At 51.9% G+C, this 14,839-nt stretch carries 17 protein-coding genes; 7 read left to right on the forward strand and 10 right to left on the reverse strand.

Translation table 11 applies throughout. The annotated features are described in order from the left end of the window. Window positions 1–190: 190 nt before the first annotated feature. The 4 genes from ACR0EZ_RS25075 to ACR0EZ_RS25090 all read right to left on the reverse strand — a co-directional run bounded on the left by ACR0EZ_RS25075 (window position 191) and on the right by ACR0EZ_RS25090 (window position 3,586). Window positions 191–526 carry a hypothetical protein gene (locus ACR0EZ_RS25075; RefSeq protein WP_480617522.1) on the reverse strand — a complete coding sequence of 112 codons (336 nt, stop codon included), beginning with the start codon at window positions 524–526 and terminating at the stop codon, window positions 191–193. Window positions 527–802: 276 nt separating this feature from the next. Continuing rightward, the gene (locus ACR0EZ_RS25080; protein ID WP_480617523.1) at window positions 803–1,921 is read right to left on the reverse strand and encodes a hypothetical protein; all 1,119 of its coding nucleotides are present in this window, start codon (window positions 1,919–1,921) and stop codon (window positions 803–805) included. A 342-nt stretch (window positions 1,922–2,263) separates the two neighbouring features. Next, window positions 2,264–3,217 carry a heparin lyase I family protein gene (locus ACR0EZ_RS25085; RefSeq protein ID WP_480617524.1) on the reverse strand — a complete coding sequence of 318 codons (954 nt, stop codon included), beginning with the start codon at window positions 3,215–3,217 and terminating at the stop codon, window positions 2,264–2,266. Between the two features lie 114 nt (window positions 3,218–3,331). Next, window positions 3,332–3,586, reverse strand: coding sequence for a hypothetical protein (locus tag ACR0EZ_RS25090; RefSeq protein WP_480617525.1), 255 nt, complete (start codon window positions 3,584–3,586; stop codon window positions 3,332–3,334). Window positions 3,587–3,691: 105 nt separating this feature from the next. Here ACR0EZ_RS25090 and ACR0EZ_RS25095 point away from each other — a divergent pair, with 105 nt between their 5' ends. Then, a complete protein-coding gene (locus ACR0EZ_RS25095; RefSeq protein WP_480617526.1) occupies window positions 3,692–3,856 on the forward strand; it encodes a hypothetical protein in 165 nt (54 codons plus the stop codon). A 24-nt stretch (window positions 3,857–3,880) separates the two neighbouring features. On the opposite strand, the gene ACR0EZ_RS25100 is transcribed toward ACR0EZ_RS25095, so the two are convergent. Beyond that, window positions 3,881–5,731: a TPR end-of-group domain-containing protein gene (locus ACR0EZ_RS25100; RefSeq protein ID WP_480617527.1), complete on the reverse strand. Its 1,851-nt coding sequence runs from the start codon at window positions 5,729–5,731 to the stop codon at window positions 3,881–3,883. Between the two features lie 387 nt (window positions 5,732–6,118). Beyond that, window positions 6,119–6,817 (reverse strand): hypothetical protein, encoded by a 699-nt coding sequence (locus ACR0EZ_RS25105; protein ID WP_170494982.1) that lies wholly within the window; start codon window positions 6,815–6,817, stop codon window positions 6,119–6,121. A gap of 234 nt (window positions 6,818–7,051) precedes the next feature. Here ACR0EZ_RS25105 and ACR0EZ_RS25110 point away from each other — a divergent pair, with 234 nt between their 5' ends. Together ACR0EZ_RS25110 and ACR0EZ_RS25115 are read left to right on the forward strand one after the other, a co-directional pair. Further along, window positions 7,052–7,933, forward strand: coding sequence for a cation diffusion facilitator family transporter (locus ACR0EZ_RS25110; protein WP_480617529.1), 882 nt, complete (start codon window positions 7,052–7,054; stop codon window positions 7,931–7,933). 158 nt (window positions 7,934–8,091) lie between these two features. Further along, on the forward strand, window positions 8,092–8,955 hold the full coding sequence (locus ACR0EZ_RS25115; protein ID WP_480617531.1) for a hypothetical protein: 864 nt from the start codon (window positions 8,092–8,094) through the stop codon (window positions 8,953–8,955). Between the two features lie 75 nt (window positions 8,956–9,030). On the opposite strand, the gene ACR0EZ_RS25120 is transcribed toward ACR0EZ_RS25115, so the two are convergent. From ACR0EZ_RS25120 to ACR0EZ_RS25130, 3 genes are all read right to left on the reverse strand, one after another. Then, window positions 9,031–9,678 (reverse strand): response regulator, encoded by a 648-nt coding sequence (locus ACR0EZ_RS25120; RefSeq protein ID WP_480617533.1) that lies wholly within the window; start codon window positions 9,676–9,678, stop codon window positions 9,031–9,033. Then, complete coding sequence (locus ACR0EZ_RS25125) at window positions 9,675–11,027, reverse strand: sensor histidine kinase (protein ID WP_480617535.1); 1,353 nt, start codon at window positions 11,025–11,027, stop codon at window positions 9,675–9,677. Before ACR0EZ_RS25125 ends, ACR0EZ_RS25120 begins: the two co-directional genes overlap by 4 nt. Before the next feature lie 154 nt (window positions 11,028–11,181). Then, entirely contained in the window at window positions 11,182–11,580 is a 399-nt protein-coding gene (locus ACR0EZ_RS25130; RefSeq protein ID WP_480617537.1) for a MerR family transcriptional regulator, read from the reverse strand. 99 nt (window positions 11,581–11,679) lie between these two features. Between ACR0EZ_RS25130 and ACR0EZ_RS25135 the strand changes: the two genes are divergently transcribed. Further along, a complete protein-coding gene (locus tag ACR0EZ_RS25135; RefSeq protein WP_480617539.1) occupies window positions 11,680–12,003 on the forward strand; it encodes a hypothetical protein in 324 nt (107 codons plus the stop codon). Window positions 12,004–12,007: 4 nt separating this feature from the next. Next, entirely contained in the window at window positions 12,008–12,226 is a 219-nt protein-coding gene (locus ACR0EZ_RS25140) for a GDCCVxC domain-containing (seleno)protein (RefSeq protein WP_480617541.1), read from the forward strand. Window positions 12,227–12,668: 442 nt separating this feature from the next. Here ACR0EZ_RS25140 and ACR0EZ_RS25145 read toward each other — a convergent pair whose 3' ends face one another. Next, a complete protein-coding gene (locus ACR0EZ_RS25145) occupies window positions 12,669–13,313 on the reverse strand; it encodes a hypothetical protein (RefSeq protein WP_480617542.1) in 645 nt (214 codons plus the stop codon). 416 nt (window positions 13,314–13,729) lie between these two features. Here ACR0EZ_RS25145 and ACR0EZ_RS25150 point away from each other — a divergent pair, with 416 nt between their 5' ends. Further along, a complete protein-coding gene (locus tag ACR0EZ_RS25150) occupies window positions 13,730–14,002 on the forward strand; it encodes a DUF3303 domain-containing protein (RefSeq protein ID WP_480617544.1) in 273 nt (90 codons plus the stop codon). A gap of 271 nt (window positions 14,003–14,273) precedes the next feature. Next, window positions 14,274–14,612, forward strand: a complete 339-nt coding sequence (locus ACR0EZ_RS25155; protein WP_480617546.1) for a cupin domain-containing protein — start codon at window positions 14,274–14,276, stop codon at window positions 14,610–14,612. Window positions 14,613–14,839: the final 227 nt, after the last annotated feature.

Raw genomic sequence — 14,839 nt, forward strand, 5'->3', positions numbered from 1 at the left:
TCTGTTCGTCAGTCAGCCAGAATAGATTGCTCATGATACACCTCTGAAACTCAGGGGCTTGAATCATGCAAACGAGACAACAGCAACAAATCTAATGGGTCCAGAACCTAAAAAATCAATGAAATTTCGCGAGTTTTCAGCTTGGTTCCGCCGTCTTGCGACATTCTTCCTTGCAGTAAAAAGCTTGGTTTCACGCAATTCGCATCATCAAAACCATAGCTAGACAGGCGCAACCAATGCCTGCGACCTCACGAAATCCGATTACCTCGTCAAAGAACGCCCACCCCAGTCCGCACAAGACAATCAGCGATAGCATCGAGTAAGCCACCGCTGCTTGTCCCAGAGTCACGTGACGCATCGCGAAATACCAAAGGATGGCTGAACAGGCGTAAAGCAAGATGCCCGCAATCATAGGCGGCGATGTAATCGCCCTTGCGCCATCTGCGGCGACCTTTATGAGTAGGTCACCTGCGATGACTACAGCTGCAGTAAATAGAGAAAACAGAATACCGTAAAAAACGCTCATAATAGCTCCAATTGAAAAAGCAGCGCGAAATACATGCGCTCACAATATCATGGTCCGCTGGGAGCAAGATTCTGTCAAATGCACCAGTTTCGGTGTCATCATGATTGCCATTTGACCAGTCTCACTGACCAGAAATTCGAAATCAATGATGCTGAGGAAAATACCGAGACAACGTTCAATATGGGTTTAGAGCGCTAAGGTTTTGTTGTTCTCCTAGAATTTGGAGCACTCATGAAAGGGGAGCACCTTACTCGAATCCGTTTAGACACGGTCTCATCAATGCAACAGCATTAACCATCGCTCAGCGGCTTGAACTACCGCTTCGATTTTCTCAGGGTTCAAAGCTAAGTAGCCACCGCCAATGGCGGGGATGCCCCACTTTATCGTGGTATCAACTGCTAAGTCTGCTTTGTTCGCCGCCCATTGAAAACCGGCACTTAGAAAGCCGCGCAGGGTTTTTAGAACGTCTTGAATGACGGATTTAATCGGATTTTCTGCTTCAAGCTCCTGCCTCAACTCCTGCAAAGGTGCCCAGGCGGTAAGCAGCTCATCAACTACATTTACGTGTGAAGGAGCTATTGCTTCGGGTGGGTAATTGCCTCCAATTCCATGCCGAGAATTCGAAGCCGCCTGCAACTCAGCCTCAGCTTCGTCGATTGCGCAAGTCAGGTTGCCACGCTGCATTAATTCTTCAATTTTGACAGAGATTTGGGATGGGCCGTGCAACCAATATTCTTCTGGTAATAGAGCAATTTGACTTTGGAGCTGCCAGTTTATCGGATTTCCAGTCAAATAGCCTTCATACCAATCTTTCCAAAACCTCCATTTCTTAGGATCTGCAGCAAAGAACTCCTCTAACACTTGCAGTCCTTGTGGGTATTGGGTTTGAGAAATTTCCGGAAACAATGGTTCCTCAAATACCGCCTCAGCGCTGGTGACCATCCGTAAGAGCGATAGATCATTCAGATAAAACTGATTGGCATTTTCTGAGACACGATAATAAGCCCGGATCGCATCTGCCGCTGCATCCGCCACTTCTTTCTGCGCGTCGACACGGCCTTGATAATGAGAGGCGGCACGCGCCGCGCCATTTGCGGCAGCCAAACAATGTTGCTCTTTAGAATCAAGCTGATCCTCTGTTCTGGACATTCCTGCTAAAGATAGTGCCGCAGTACGGGCAGCGAAGCGTGCATCAGACGACACACTTAGCATCGCTGGGGCATGCATAATTGCTCCACGGCAAACGGCCAGAAGGCTAGTGTCTCGGTTTCCAGACCCTTTTTGAAGTGCGTAAGGCAGAGCACGCAACGTGGCCCTGGCACCGAGAGAAATAGCTTCTTTTTCAGTTAACGTGCGTAGCTCTTTATTTAGTTTAAAGTTTATCTCAGATTGCACGGCACCCCCATGCGGAACGTTCCAAACACCCTCTGCGATGATGACTAGGCCATCCTACTAAAGAACGACACTTTGAGCCAAGCCTGTCAAAACTGTTTGCCAGTATTGTCGGTTAGGTTTTCTAGTAATCCTCGCTGACACTTGAGTAAAACCATTGTTTTGCCGACCTTCAAAACTCCGAAAATTTGTCATGTTCCCCGGTTCCCCTAACCACAATACACGCCCGGCTGAGCGGGCTTAACGGAATCTGACGGTAGATGAGCGGTCGAACCAGCTTAATGTGCCTTGCGGGCATATCTGAGGCCTCTCCGGTGAAAGGAGCGTGTTGGAAGCAAGCTATGCTCAATCCACCGGCTTCACGCCTCGAGCCTCCAACAATCCCACGTCTACGCTTTCGCGTGTGGGCCCACTTCTGAATTCGTCGATATAAAGAACGGTTGTCGGTAGCTTCACTCCCCAGTCATATGCAAACGGCGTTGGGGTCAAGCTGTTGCTCCCAAATCCAGGTTGAGAGTTAACGTCACGCCATCCGGTCGCTTCGGGTGGCGTTCTACCATTTCTACCAAGCCATCTACTTATGTAAGCTTGATATAGTCCGTACCTGACGTGCAGGTTTTTTCCATCACCTGGCATGCCATTGACTATGAGTGGTCGTGTCCTTGTGCAAACCAGTCGATTGTTGACCCACATTTGAAACGCCGGACCGCTCGGAGACGCGCTGTAGTCGGCAAATACAACTATGTCTGTCCATCTGCCCCTCCAATTGCTTAGCTGCCCAACCGTGCAATCGCTGTTTTCGTCCCAAAAGAAAACTCTTGCGGGTCCTCCTAAGTTCAAGTCCCAAATCGGAGTGTATCCCGGTGGCTTGGCTTGGACCGCAGTTACGGACATTGGTGCAAGAGTTGGAAAATCGGGTGCTAAAAACATGGACCATCCATACCAGGCAGCCGTGCCGTACTTTTGGAATACACCTCTCGGTTCTTCCTCGCGCTCGATGCGCTGCCGGTCCTCAACACAATCCAAAGGCTGGGGCTTTCTAGCTATCGCACAGTCATTGTGGCGGAGTTCAAAGCGGTCAGACCTACTTCCTCTCCGTGCCCGCTCGCTTGAGCGTTTATGCCCGTGAGGCGTCAATACGCTTGCACCGCGGCCAATGTATGTATTCGACATCATGGAACGACCAACTACGCCGTCTGCGCTTTCGGGAGTGACGCTGGTTGAAACATCGGAGGTCGGCAGGCACGCTGAGACCAGGAATGAGGTGATGACAATCGGTAAGTAGAAAAACGGTTTCATTGCAATCGCTACGCTAACTAGAAATCGGAAAGTTCGACAATGAGGTTAGCGCGCCGACTAGGTTTCTGTCAAAAACACAACCCCGATAGACGGTGCTCTGCTTTAGATTTCGCTCTACTTGAGTCGCCGTTTCCGTGCAGCCATCTTGCGACAGCCTTCCTTGCAATACTTGGCGTCGATCCGTTTCCACTCCGGCATAAGCTCTCCGCAATAGGCGCAGTGCCAGCCTCGGGAATAGTTCTGTGCCAGCTTGCCCGCCCGTTCCGTGATCCGGGTGATATTCTGCCAAGGCCACGACGCAACACCCATGCGCACATAGGGTGGGTCCAGTTGTTCTATCCAGATTGATGCGTGCTCTCGATCCGCCATATCTCGTTACCTTATCCGGGAACTGCCTTTGATATCGTTGGTATTTTTAGGTCTAACTACCTCTGCGGGCTTTACAGGTGAGTCTTCGGTGTCCATCTTTAGGGCATGACAGTCGCCGACGGCAGCACGAGTGACGTTGGCGAGATTATCGAAGGGCCAATCGTTCGAGACAACAGAGCTGTGTTTAAGGTTCGATTTGCCGATTTCGATAACTGGGTGCCTGCTGATTGGCTTAAGCCGTTTCTTCAGGCCGCCAATGACCAGTATTAATGTCGGCTGTGCCGACAGAGCAGACTATCGTTCTTCGTCCCGATCTTCCGAAATGGTCACCAGTCTTCGAAATCTTGGATCGTCGCGAAGCGAAGAAAAGTCGGGATCGCTTTGCATCCATTCTCGTTGCACAAGCCCTAGACCGGGGTAGACTTTTTCCAACCAATCCAGCGCCGCCTCTGGTTCTCCCAACAGCGCGTAGATGCACGCAACATTATACCCGTTCGTCGTTTCTGCTTCAGGGTCAGCTGCCCGCGCGCGCGCCAACAGCTCGCGAGCTTCATCCAGTCGACCGCAACTTGCCACGACAGACGCGGCCAACTCCAGCGGATCGGGGTTATTTGGATTTCGTTGAACCGCTTCCTCAACTCGTTTTAAGCCCATATCGAGATAGCGATCGCGTTCATCTACACGACCGAGTTGGTCCAAATCATTCAGCAACAAGAGTGGGGAACGATAATCGTCAGGTCTTATTTCGAGAGCGCGGGTGAAGTGATACGCACTTTGCTCATGGTCCATCTGTCCACGGTGGTATCGCGCAAAATTGTAATGCGCACCGTAGCATAGCGGATCGAGGGCTAAAGCCCTGCGATAAGATGCCTCCGCCGCATCATTCTGTCCAGACATCTGACATGCCAGACCCAACGCCGCATGTGCCTCAGCCAAATCCGGTTGAAGATCGGTGGCGCGCTTGCCCATCCCAATGATGTCTTCGATGGCGTAGGCTGCCCCATGCCAATCGTTTAGCCTCGCTTCGCACTCGGCAAGACCAACATACGCACGAGCATAGTCAGGGTCTTGTTGCAGAGCCTCAAGAAAAAGCTGTCTCGCTTTTTCAATGTAACTCCTTGCATGCATATGAAAGAACTGGCGGCCCTTCAAATAGAGATTGTACGCATCCGCGTTCCCGGTCTGTGCAGACGCGTCGAGCTCGCTGTCCAATAGCCGAACGTGCAATTGGTCGATGATTGTTTTCGTAATCTCATCTTGAAGGTCGAATATGTCGGAGAATTCACGATCATATCGATCGGCCCAAAGGTGGCCTCCTGTGATCCCGTCTATCAGCTGGGCAGTAATTCGCACGCGGTTACCGGCTTTTCGAACACTCCCTTCCAAAATGTACCGCACACCAAGGTCGCGAGCCACATCAACCATATTCATGGGACGGCCCTTGTAAACGAAGGCCGAGTTGCGGCTGACGACAAAAAGGCCAGTCAGCTTTGAAAGGTCTGTGATCAGGTCTTCGCTGATGCCATCAGCGAAATACTCCTGTTCGGGATCTCCACTCATGTTTGCAAAGGGAAGCACGGCTATTGACGGTATGTCGGCTATCTCAGTCGATTCCGACGATATTGATAGCCTCGACGACTGAATGTGAAAGACTGATACTGGGTCCTCAATATTTTTGAGTGTCTGATTTCCAGCTGCCTTGAAACCAACCTCAAGTCTGTTTCCGATCTGGTCTCGGGCCGCACCCGAAACGGCTATGCCGCCGGGAAGGGCGAGGGCCTCTAAGCGAGCTGCGATGTTGACCCCGTCGCCGAAAACGTCGCCATCTTCTATAAGTACATCGCCGATATTAACACCGATGCGAAAACGGATTTGCCTGTCTTCTGGAACACCGATATTCCGCTCAGTCATTTTCGTCTGAATCTGGAGCGCGCAGTTCAAAGCATTCACAACACTCGCGAACTCCACGAGTATACCATCGCCCATCAGTTTGACGATGCGCCCATGCTCCCTTTCGACCGCTCCTTCGACCAATCCAGCGCGGATTTCGCGCAGAGCATTCAATGTTCCAACTTCGTTCGCCCCCATGAGGCGGCTGTATCCTACAACGTCCGCGGCAAGTATTGCGGCAAGGCGTCTTTCCATCGAGTTTCCAACTTTAACGTCCAGCGACCCCCACAATGGAACGACAATCCGAGAAGCGCAAATTGGTTTTGGGACCTGCTAAAGGCCACATTCACGGAGGCAGCTTCAACTTGCATGGCCAGTCTGCTTTGAGCTCGGCGCGGTCATTCGCTCAATCTCAGCGAATATCCAGTTTGCGGGACAAAGTTGCCGTAGGCTCAATGGTTGTTGAGGACCGGTCACAGCCCAAAGCGGACCTTTTCAACCAAGTTTTGCAGTTTAGTAAACTCTCAACGAAGCGGCATTTAGGCTATTTCCGCCCAAAAACCGCTTCCAAAGCGCGATAACCAAAACTGACTTGGAAATATCAGGTTCAATACGGGCGATACGCGTGCCAATGCTGCCCGATCAGTCAGTTGCGAAGCAATAAAACAGACCCGCCCCGCCAGAACGTGGCAGATGTTCCTCTCCGCAACCGCGCGAGCCGTGCGATGAGTTCCAGGATATCATGTTTCTAGCATCGTTGAGACCTACACGATCATGGTGCCCGACAATCGCAGATCCATCTTCACTATTCGAAGTCCAGTTGCTGCATGTTGTGTCACCACCTGCCGTAGAGAAGTATCCCGCAGAATCGGAGCCGGTCAGAATGTCATGTTTGTTCGGCTGACTGCCACGCCCATTGACAGGGTTGCCATTTTCGTCGAGCGCGGTCTGTAGATTTATGTTCACGCTGTTGCTGTGCAGGTCCTCAACGTTGTTGGCGATGAGCTCTCCGTTGGCATTGTACCACGGACCCGATCCGATCCGGTCGCGAGCAGAAACGCCATTGGTGATTGTCATCGGGTCGGTGCTGCGATCAATGGACATTGAGGTGCTCAGATAGGCCGCAAAAGTCTTGGTAGAACCGGTCGCGGAAGCAAGCGCATTGCAATGAGCATCGGCGCCTTCGAGGCCGCCTAGATTTGCACCGTCCCCCTTGCCCACACTAGTGATGAAAAACGACATCTCCTCGCCTGCCGATTGCGCGTGTGCAGTCGCCGCGATACAGCAGATTACGAGTGCAACAACCCCATGAGCAGTTTTTCTGTTGGTGAACTTCGACATGTGTGTCTCCCTTCGTGCTGTTTGATCACAGATGCTAGCTAAATGTAACCATCAGGTCCATCCAAGTAACGGATGTATGACACTATGGTGCTGGAGCCATTCACTACAGCCGGTCGTGCATGACCGACCCTGTGGCCCTATTCACTATTACCCTAATACTGTCTTACGTGTTAAGTACGGTCGCTCTCCTGTTCCCAGGATCAGTTGTAACGATTGACTGAGGGTCGCGGCCAAATGACACAACAAATCGCTCTTTGGTCTATCCCGATATCCATTGCGGTACTGGTCCTGAAACTGTTGGCTTGGTGGCTGACAGGCTCGGTGGCTTTGTTGTCAGACGCGATGGAGTCCACCGTGAATGTCGTTGCGGCGTTGCTGGCATATTTTGCGGTTCGAGTTGCCAATATGCCCCCTGATGAAAACCACCCCTTCGGTCACAAAAAAGCTGAGTATCTTTCTGCCGTCGTCGAGGGCGCACTCATTGTGCTGGCAGCATTCTTGATCATCAGAGAAGCTGTACTGGCACTTCCAAACCCGCATCTTGAGGATGCGCCAATTCTTGGAATCGTCGTCAATGTCATTGCAACGGGTGTGAATGGCGCATGGGCTTACCTATTGCTCAAAATTGGCAGGCGCGAGGGGTCGCCTGCATTGGAGGCGAGCTCCCGGCACATTTTCACAGATGTCATGACCTCAGTTGGTGTGGTCGCAGGTCTGATGCTTGCACTTGTCACCGGCTGGCTGATCCTCGACCCGATCCTGGCAATTCTTGTTGCACTGAACATCTTGTGGGAGGGATGGAAAGTTATTCGGTCGTCCGTCGATGGCCTGATGGATGTGACGCTTTCGGACCATGACATGCAGACTGTTTCCAACGCAATCGATGCAAATCTCGGCGCAGCCTTAGAGTACCACGACCTCAAAGGGCGCAGATCCGCGAATGTCATCTTCGTGGAGTTTCATCTTGTTGTGGACGGCACAATGCCAGTCAGCGCGGCGCATGATATTTGCAATGACATCGAGGAAGAATTGGGTCGTTTGTATCCAGGTTCCGTCTTTGTCATTCACCTCGAACCTGATGACGAGTTGAAGGGTGACGGGGTTAGTTCCCACTGAACTGGTCACATGGCTCAGAAAAACTCTATTGGCATGACTGATCTGACTAAGACGTTCGGCTTGAAATTCGTCAGACCTAAGCCCGATGTGGGAAAGCCGAACCAGAAGTAACCTGTCTCCAACGTAGCTAATCGTGATGCTCAAATTTGGAGGCGAAAATGAAAATACAAAGAAAGCTGGGTCAACTTCTTAGTACTGCGGCGTTGGCTTCGTTGATCGCGGCGACACCTTATGTGCCAGTGTTCGATGCCGATGGTCGCCTACATTTTGAACCGTCATATGCCTTTGCCAAGAGCGGCAAGGGGAAAGACGGGGATGGTCGCGACGATGATCGTGACGACGACAGAGATGATGACCGCGACGACAACTCGGGGTCGGGTAATAGCGGTCGTGGTGGTGACCGGGACGATGATCGTGATGACGATAGAGACGATGATCGCGACGACGACCGAGATGATGATCGTGAAGACAATTCAGGATCAGGCAAAAGTGGTCGCGACGACGATGATGACGATGACGATGACGATGACGATGACGATGACGATGATGACTCGAAACGCTCCAATATAGGCAGCGGAAAGAAGGATCGGTCTCAAGCAGGGGGCAAGCCGTCGGGTTCTGCTGGGATAACAAAGGTCGAAACAAACGCTAACGGGATTGAAGTGCGTTACGCCGACGGAACCAAGGAGGAGATCGAAAACGGGCGGTATGAGAGAAAGAACGCGCAAAACCGAACTGTTGAGGAGCGCCCTGCGACCGGTGCGGACGTCTCAAGGCTTCGGTCTTTGGCGAATGGTATCTCAATCGACAGCGTGCGTTCTGCTGGGCAAGGCGGCACTGCTGGAAGTCGGCCCACGAAAATCGAACGCCAAGGCAACAATATCGAAGTGAACTATGCCAATGGTTGGAAAGAGGAGATCGAGTTTGGGCGCTACGAGTTGAAAGACCCGTACAACCGGACTGTTGTCGAGAGAAACGCAACGGCCTCTGATCGCCGGAGGTTACAGTCGGTTACCAACTGAACAGCAACACCAGTCGATAATCCGTTGGCGGCTTCTCATTGAGAGGGGCCGCCATCGTCGTTAATGAGACCGCTGTTAGTCTCCCTTGTTCCAAACATCATGTGCAATAAGCGCGGCCTCTACCCGATTTCGCGCATGAAGCTTGGACAGGATTGCCGTCATGTAGTGCTTCACGGTCTTTTCCTGAAGGTCTAACTCGTCAGCGATTTCACGATTACTCAGTCCTTTGGCCACACGTCTCAGTATTTCTTCCTCCCGATGCGTAAGGTCATCGAGAGTGCCGCTGTTAACAGACATGCCGCTGTCAGCATTGATTTGCAGCAATACTCGCGAGGCCAAGCCCGGAGAAACGAACCCTTCACCTGCGGCGATGCTGCGTAAGGAAGCGGTTAGTTCGCTCGCGGTTACTCCCTTCACAATGTACCCAATCGCGCCCGCCTCCAAGGCGTCCGCGACATCGCTGCTGTTCTCTGAGACCGTCAAGATTGCAATGACGGGTGGATTTGCCATTGCCGCAATTTTACGTGTCGCATTTATTCCACCGCCGGGCATAGAAAGGTCAAGAATAGCTATGTCCGGCTGATGCGTGCCGACCAGCGATACTGCCTCTTCAGCGTTGGACCCAGCGGCCAAAACTTCGAAACCATCAGCTTCATCTAACGTGCGTTGCAAACCATCCCTAAATATCGGGTGATCATCAGCTATTACGACGGATGTAGTCATGATGTGCCTAACTTTCTGGGAAAGAGTGTCATAGCAATGGTGGTGCCTTCGCCCGGTCTCGATACGACTTCGAACTTGCCACCAATACTCTCGACCCGATCTCGCAACCCCATAAGCCCCTGGCCACCATCGTCTCGCAACGCGGTTTCTTCTGACCTGTCAAATCCAGGTCCGTCGTCTTTGACCTTTACAACTATGCAGTCGTTCTGCGCCTCAGAGATAACCGTGCACTTGGAAGCTGGAGCATATCTCGCGGCGTTGGAAAGCGTCTCCTGAAGGAACCGAAAAACGCACAACTTGTCGGACAATGACAACTCTGGGGCCTGGCTACCTTGGAATGAAACATCTGGTCGCAACGGGCTGTGTTCGGCGTGATCCTCTACGGCTCTCCTCACAACATCGACGAGTGACAGGCTGTCGATATCTGGCGCGGACAGCCCTCGCGATATTGCACGAATTTCAGCTAGAGATTTTTGCAAAGACTGCTGAATTTCCTCTGCCTCTTTAGGCCTTTCGGACTCTTTGGAAAACGCCGCCTCCAGTCTAAGGGCGGCGAGCGACAGGTATTGCGCAGGACCATCATGTAGCTCGGCACCGAGTTTCTTGAGGAACCGATCTGTTTGCGTGGCATATCTTTCTGACGCCTCGACCACACGCGAACGCAGCCGGGCATTCTGCTCGGCCATCCTCTCACTTTCGGCCAGGCGTTGTTCAAGAAGAGCCCCCTGTCTTCTAATTGTTTTGTCACCAATTGCGACGATGGAATACAGAACAATAGTACTTGCCAGAAATGCGGAACCGACGACCAACCAACTTGTTCGCCTGGCCTTGGCTAAGTCCAACTCAAGCTGATCAGCTCTTTCGTAGAACTCCGCAACTGCGATGATTTCGCCGGACCAAAGTTCGCGGATGGGGCTGTAAACTTCGAGCAGTGGTATCCCCAATGCCGCCTCGGCGGCGCTCTCGGCATGATCAAGCTCTTCGAAAGAGCCGGAGATATCACCGCTCCACGCCCGCCTTAAGTCATCCGTAGGATTGAAACGGTTTCCGATGATGCTTGTATCGGAGGCATGTGCAATCACACCGCCTTGCTTCCAGAATTTGTAGGAGACAATGCGGTCACGCATTGGCTGGGTCATGAAAATCTCGTCCAACGCCAGGCTCGCCTGCTCTGAAAGGCGGTCGCCATATGCCAATTCCTGGCTGAGCGGGGATACCACGCTTTCCATATACAGCGCTGCGGAGTTGGCGGAGTTTTGGACGACTGCGTTCTGGATTCGATTTGACACCCAAACCCCGACTATTGCGGTAGCAGTGCCCATCACAACGATGCTGGCCGCAAGAAACACTCGCGACAACGACCAATTGCCAATCGTCAGGTCAGATACTTTCGCTCTCATCGTGAAATCGACTATGAACTACAATCTGTTACCGCACCACAGACCTTGGTCTGACGCGATCTGGCCAAATCTCAGATATTTTGAATCCGCCCAACGGCCAGAGTCAGATATCATCCATCGTTCTCAGTCTTTGCAGCATCGGGCATTGAACGTTTCCGCTATCACAATTGGCCGTAAGCTCACTCAAGGCGTGCTCCAGGCGTCTGAGCTCATCAATCTTGTTTCGAACGCTGGCCATGTGTGACTCGGCCAGTTCTTTCACTGACCGGCAGTCTTCGGCACTTCCTTCTGACAACTCCAAAAGCGCTTTTGCGTCTGAGAGCGGAAACCCCAGGTCGCGGCATTTCTTTAAAAATCGAAGTCTTCCAACATCGCTTGCTGAATAGAGGCGGCGGTTATTCTGAGCTCGTGCGGGCCTTGGCACTATACGTTCGCGTTCATAGTAGCGGATGGTTTCTATTCCAACCCCGCTTTGCCGGGAAGCCTCACCTATCGCAATCATGTGAAGTACCTCCGCTTGATCCTGTAGTAACTACAGGAGTTATACGCTCTGAATGCCGGTGCCTCAACACATTCAAATCGAGTACCCAGGGAGCGAAAGATGAAGAAGAATTTGACCCTCAGCTACCTGGGATCGGTTTCCGCTCTGGGGGTTGCGACATGCTGTGTTCTTCCAATGGCCATGATGTTGCTCGGCTTGGGTGGCAGTTGGTTGGCGATATTCGGAAAAATAGCGGCAGCAAGCTACTATGTTCTCGCCATCTCAACAGCGCTGATCGCGGTTTCGTGGTTCGTAGCGCATCGAAACGGGACGTTGGCAAATCTGAAATGGTGGCTTGTCGGAAGCACGGCGATCACCGCGCTGGCATGGGTCATCGTGTTCAATGAGGCTCAAATCAACGATTATCTAATCATGCAGATGTGAGACAATGACAAAACAAACTGTGGTGCTGGATAGCACTTTGACCTGCCCTCGGTGTGGGCACGTTGAAATCGAGAAAATGCCAACTGACTCGTGCCAGTGGTTTTATGAATGCAAATCATGCAAGTCAGTTTTGAAGCCTTTAGAAGGCGATTGCTGTGTTTTTTGTTCCTACGCAACTGTCCCGTGCCCGCCAATTCAGTTAAGTGACTGCTGTTGTGGATAAGCGGGCCGCAACCGCGACATCCGAGAAAGATGTTGATTGTCCGTGTTGGCTCGTCCACCAAAGTTTGCAAAGTCTGGTTTCCGCGCATTTCTGTAATTGGGGCATCGCGCAGCATCGGTCAAAGTGGGCTCGACGCTGCCATTCTCTGCGGTATGTTTGGACTGGCGGTAGGAGCCCTTTCCAGACCTTGATCACGCCTCGGTCTTTCGCTCATGCGGCAGGTCGCGAACCACGTAGACCGGACATTCTCGGAGTGGCACGCAGATGGCGGTGACGCGGGACGGAGCGCCCCTTCGCTGCGGCTGCGCTAATGACCGTTTCCGGAAATCACGAGCCGCCAAAAACGGTCGTTTTGGCCAAAGGTAAACACTGGCGGGAAAAACTGTTGTTAGGTTCCTATCTACAACTGGCCCTTTTACACGGAAGTGCATCTAGCCCGTGGTCAGGGGCAAGGTGGTAAAGCGGGACGAATAGTGCCCTTGAAAACATTGTCCCTCCAAAGTCCTTCTACACTCTTTCGATCACTAGATATTTGCGCATTCAATGCATCAGCTCCCCACGGCGGCCCCGTTAGTTGCCTTGTGAAACTGAAATCACCGCCGGTAACCCTACCGGTTATTGTGTCGTTGTTCGGATATCCTTCAGGCGGTGGCGGATCAAATGAGACTACTCCGGTTAGCCTGCAATCTTTATCGATATCCATGTCGCCGCTGACTCTCCAATACTCACTTAGCACACCGCTTATCGAATACTTGACGGGCACTGGAGTGTCGTTCAAATCGATGGGTGCATCACGAAGCTCGCTGCCTTCACCGCGTTGTTCGTTGGAGGTGCCAGGTCTTTCGGGTGCCGCTTCTTCATCAGTGCCGCTCCTTAGAAAGACCACTAGCAATGACACAGCAAGCACGGCAGCGGCGGCAGCCGTCCCTTTCACATGCAGAGAACTAAGTTTTCCAGGATCAGCCAGGTTCCTTGCTACAGAGAAAAGATAAACAAAACACAGTGCTGCTATCAGAGAAAAAACGCCGTTCACCACGTCGGCGAAGAATGCATCGAACCAAGCACGGGCGTCGGCAGGATCAGACATAAAAACCCTTGTTCTTGAGGCACGTTACTTCAAGAGGATCAGTGCTGCCAAAAAGTGTCATCGTGTGCCATAAACCTAATGCCAAATCCCAGTCGTCAAAACGGTCGTTTTTGTCGCTGGCGGCGATACGCCAGAAAGCATTGAAAATCTTGTGCCACAACCTTTGACAAAACTCTGTTTGATTTTGTCACGTTTTTGGCCGCAGGCCAAGGAGCGGACATACGCGCAGACCGCAGCATCGGACGCTTTGGGCTCGAAGCCGTCGTTTGCGGCAAGCTACGCTTATGACTGCTGTGCATACACAGCTGCCTCACTGCGCGAAGCATGACCGCTGATTTAGAGTGTTGTCAAACCCACCATGTCACCTAACGTATTAGTAGGATTGAAAAGCGAACTTTGTTTCTGAGGAGACCCTTATGCAGTTCATGGTTCATGTAAAAATTAGCCCAGAGAACCGAGATGCTAACTACACGCGTTTGAAAGAAAAGGAAGGGGCGGTTGATGTGCCCGGGACTAAGATTCTTGGTATGTGGTTTGCAGTGAACCAACTGGAAGGCTGGACGATAGTTGAAGCTGAAAATGCGGCAGCACTGGGAAAACTCTTGCACGATTGGACCGACTTGAACGTCAACACTGTGATTCCTGTTCTATCTCTTGACGAATTTACAGAAGAGTTCGAAGGCAACTAACTCTTCCGTTGGCTCGGCCTCAACGTTCTGTTCAGCCTTAACGGTAGGCACAAAAAACTGTTAAAAATGGGTTCTTTGGGCTCCGCGCCCGCTTTCGCGGCGTTTTGCCCGAGCTCTGGGTATGGAACAGCAATGTCTGGGCATCGCATGACCGTCTTGGGCTCGGAGCGGTCACTCGCTAAATCGCGACGGATCAGTACTTTGCGGACAATTCGGAAGAAAAACTGTATTTTAAAGTAAGGTACATCTCTCAGCGGAGTGGGTATTTGCGATGAACATTTTTCGGCGGACTGATTGGGCCTCAGGCGAAGGTTGGAACGGAAAACTCGAAGGGCACAACGCCGGTACGGGCATTTCGTTTCTTTTCAATGAAGTGACCGAATCCGGGAAAGGACCGCCATTGCACAAGCACCCATACGATGAAGTGTACCTGGTGCGTCAGGGGCAAGCCTGGGTTACTGTTGGAGACGATGAGGCACTAGTGAATGAAGGCGATATCTTGGTCATTCCTGCTGATACGCCGCATAAGGTCTTGACCTCAGGAACAGGGCCCTTTGAGATTATTAGCATCCATGTGTCTGGCAAGTTTGTGATGGAAATCCTTGAATAGGCTTTGCCCCTTTCCCAAAAAGTGGATTTAGGGCTCGAAGCGGACGGTGGGATATTCCCGGCTAAGGGTACACGACCATAGGAAGAATTAAGCCCCAAGGAGTTTCCTCAGCAGGGCGCAATTCCTTGAAACCTGCTTTTTTGTATGCAGCAATCGCCCGGACATTGCTCGGGTGTGGATCAGTGGCGATCATTGGTGCACCCTCCTCAAAAAGTGTTTTGAGCCTT

This window comes from Ruegeria sp. AK4, assembly GCF_056541025.1.

Bases quoted from the DNA above. Each gene is read 5' to 3' on its own strand.
- ACR0EZ_RS25115 (WP_480617531.1), top strand. From the start codon at position 8,092: ATGAAAATACAAAGAAAGCTGGGTCAACTTCTTAGTACTGCGGCGTTG.
- ACR0EZ_RS25090 (WP_480617525.1), bottom strand. From the start codon at position 3,586: ATGGCGGATCGAGAGCACGCATCAATCTGGATAGAACAACTGGACCCA.
- ACR0EZ_RS25140 (WP_480617541.1), top strand. From the start codon at position 12,008: ATGACAAAACAAACTGTGGTGCTGGATAGCACTTTGACCTGCCCTCGG.
- ACR0EZ_RS25130 (WP_480617537.1), bottom strand. From the start codon at position 11,580: ATGATTGCGATAGGTGAGGCTTCCCGGCAAAGCGGGGTTGGAATAGAA.
- ACR0EZ_RS25095 (WP_480617526.1), top strand. From the start codon at position 3,692: ATGACAGTCGCCGACGGCAGCACGAGTGACGTTGGCGAGATTATCGAA.
- ACR0EZ_RS25120 (WP_480617533.1), bottom strand. From the start codon at position 9,678: ATGACTACATCCGTCGTAATAGCTGATGATCACCCGATATTTAGGGAT.
- ACR0EZ_RS25075 (WP_480617522.1), bottom strand. From the start codon at position 526: ATGAGCGTTTTTTACGGTATTCTGTTTTCTCTATTTACTGCAGCTGTA.
- ACR0EZ_RS25155 (WP_480617546.1), top strand. From the start codon at position 14,274: ATGAACATTTTTCGGCGGACTGATTGGGCCTCAGGCGAAGGTTGGAAC.
- ACR0EZ_RS25105 (WP_170494982.1), bottom strand. From the start codon at position 6,817: ATGTCGAAGTTCACCAACAGAAAAACTGCTCATGGGGTTGTTGCACTC.
- ACR0EZ_RS25145 (WP_480617542.1), bottom strand. From the start codon at position 13,313: ATGTCTGATCCTGCCGACGCCCGTGCTTGGTTCGATGCATTCTTCGCC.
- ACR0EZ_RS25100 (WP_480617527.1), bottom strand. From the start codon at position 5,731: ATGGAAAGACGCCTTGCCGCAATACTTGCCGCGGACGTTGTAGGATAC.
- ACR0EZ_RS25110 (WP_480617529.1), top strand. From the start codon at position 7,052: ATGACACAACAAATCGCTCTTTGGTCTATCCCGATATCCATTGCGGTA.
- ACR0EZ_RS25135 (WP_480617539.1), top strand. From the start codon at position 11,680: ATGAAGAAGAATTTGACCCTCAGCTACCTGGGATCGGTTTCCGCTCTG.
- ACR0EZ_RS25085 (WP_480617524.1), bottom strand. From the start codon at position 3,217: ATGAAACCGTTTTTCTACTTACCGATTGTCATCACCTCATTCCTGGTC.
- ACR0EZ_RS25150 (WP_480617544.1), top strand. From the start codon at position 13,730: ATGCAGTTCATGGTTCATGTAAAAATTAGCCCAGAGAACCGAGATGCT.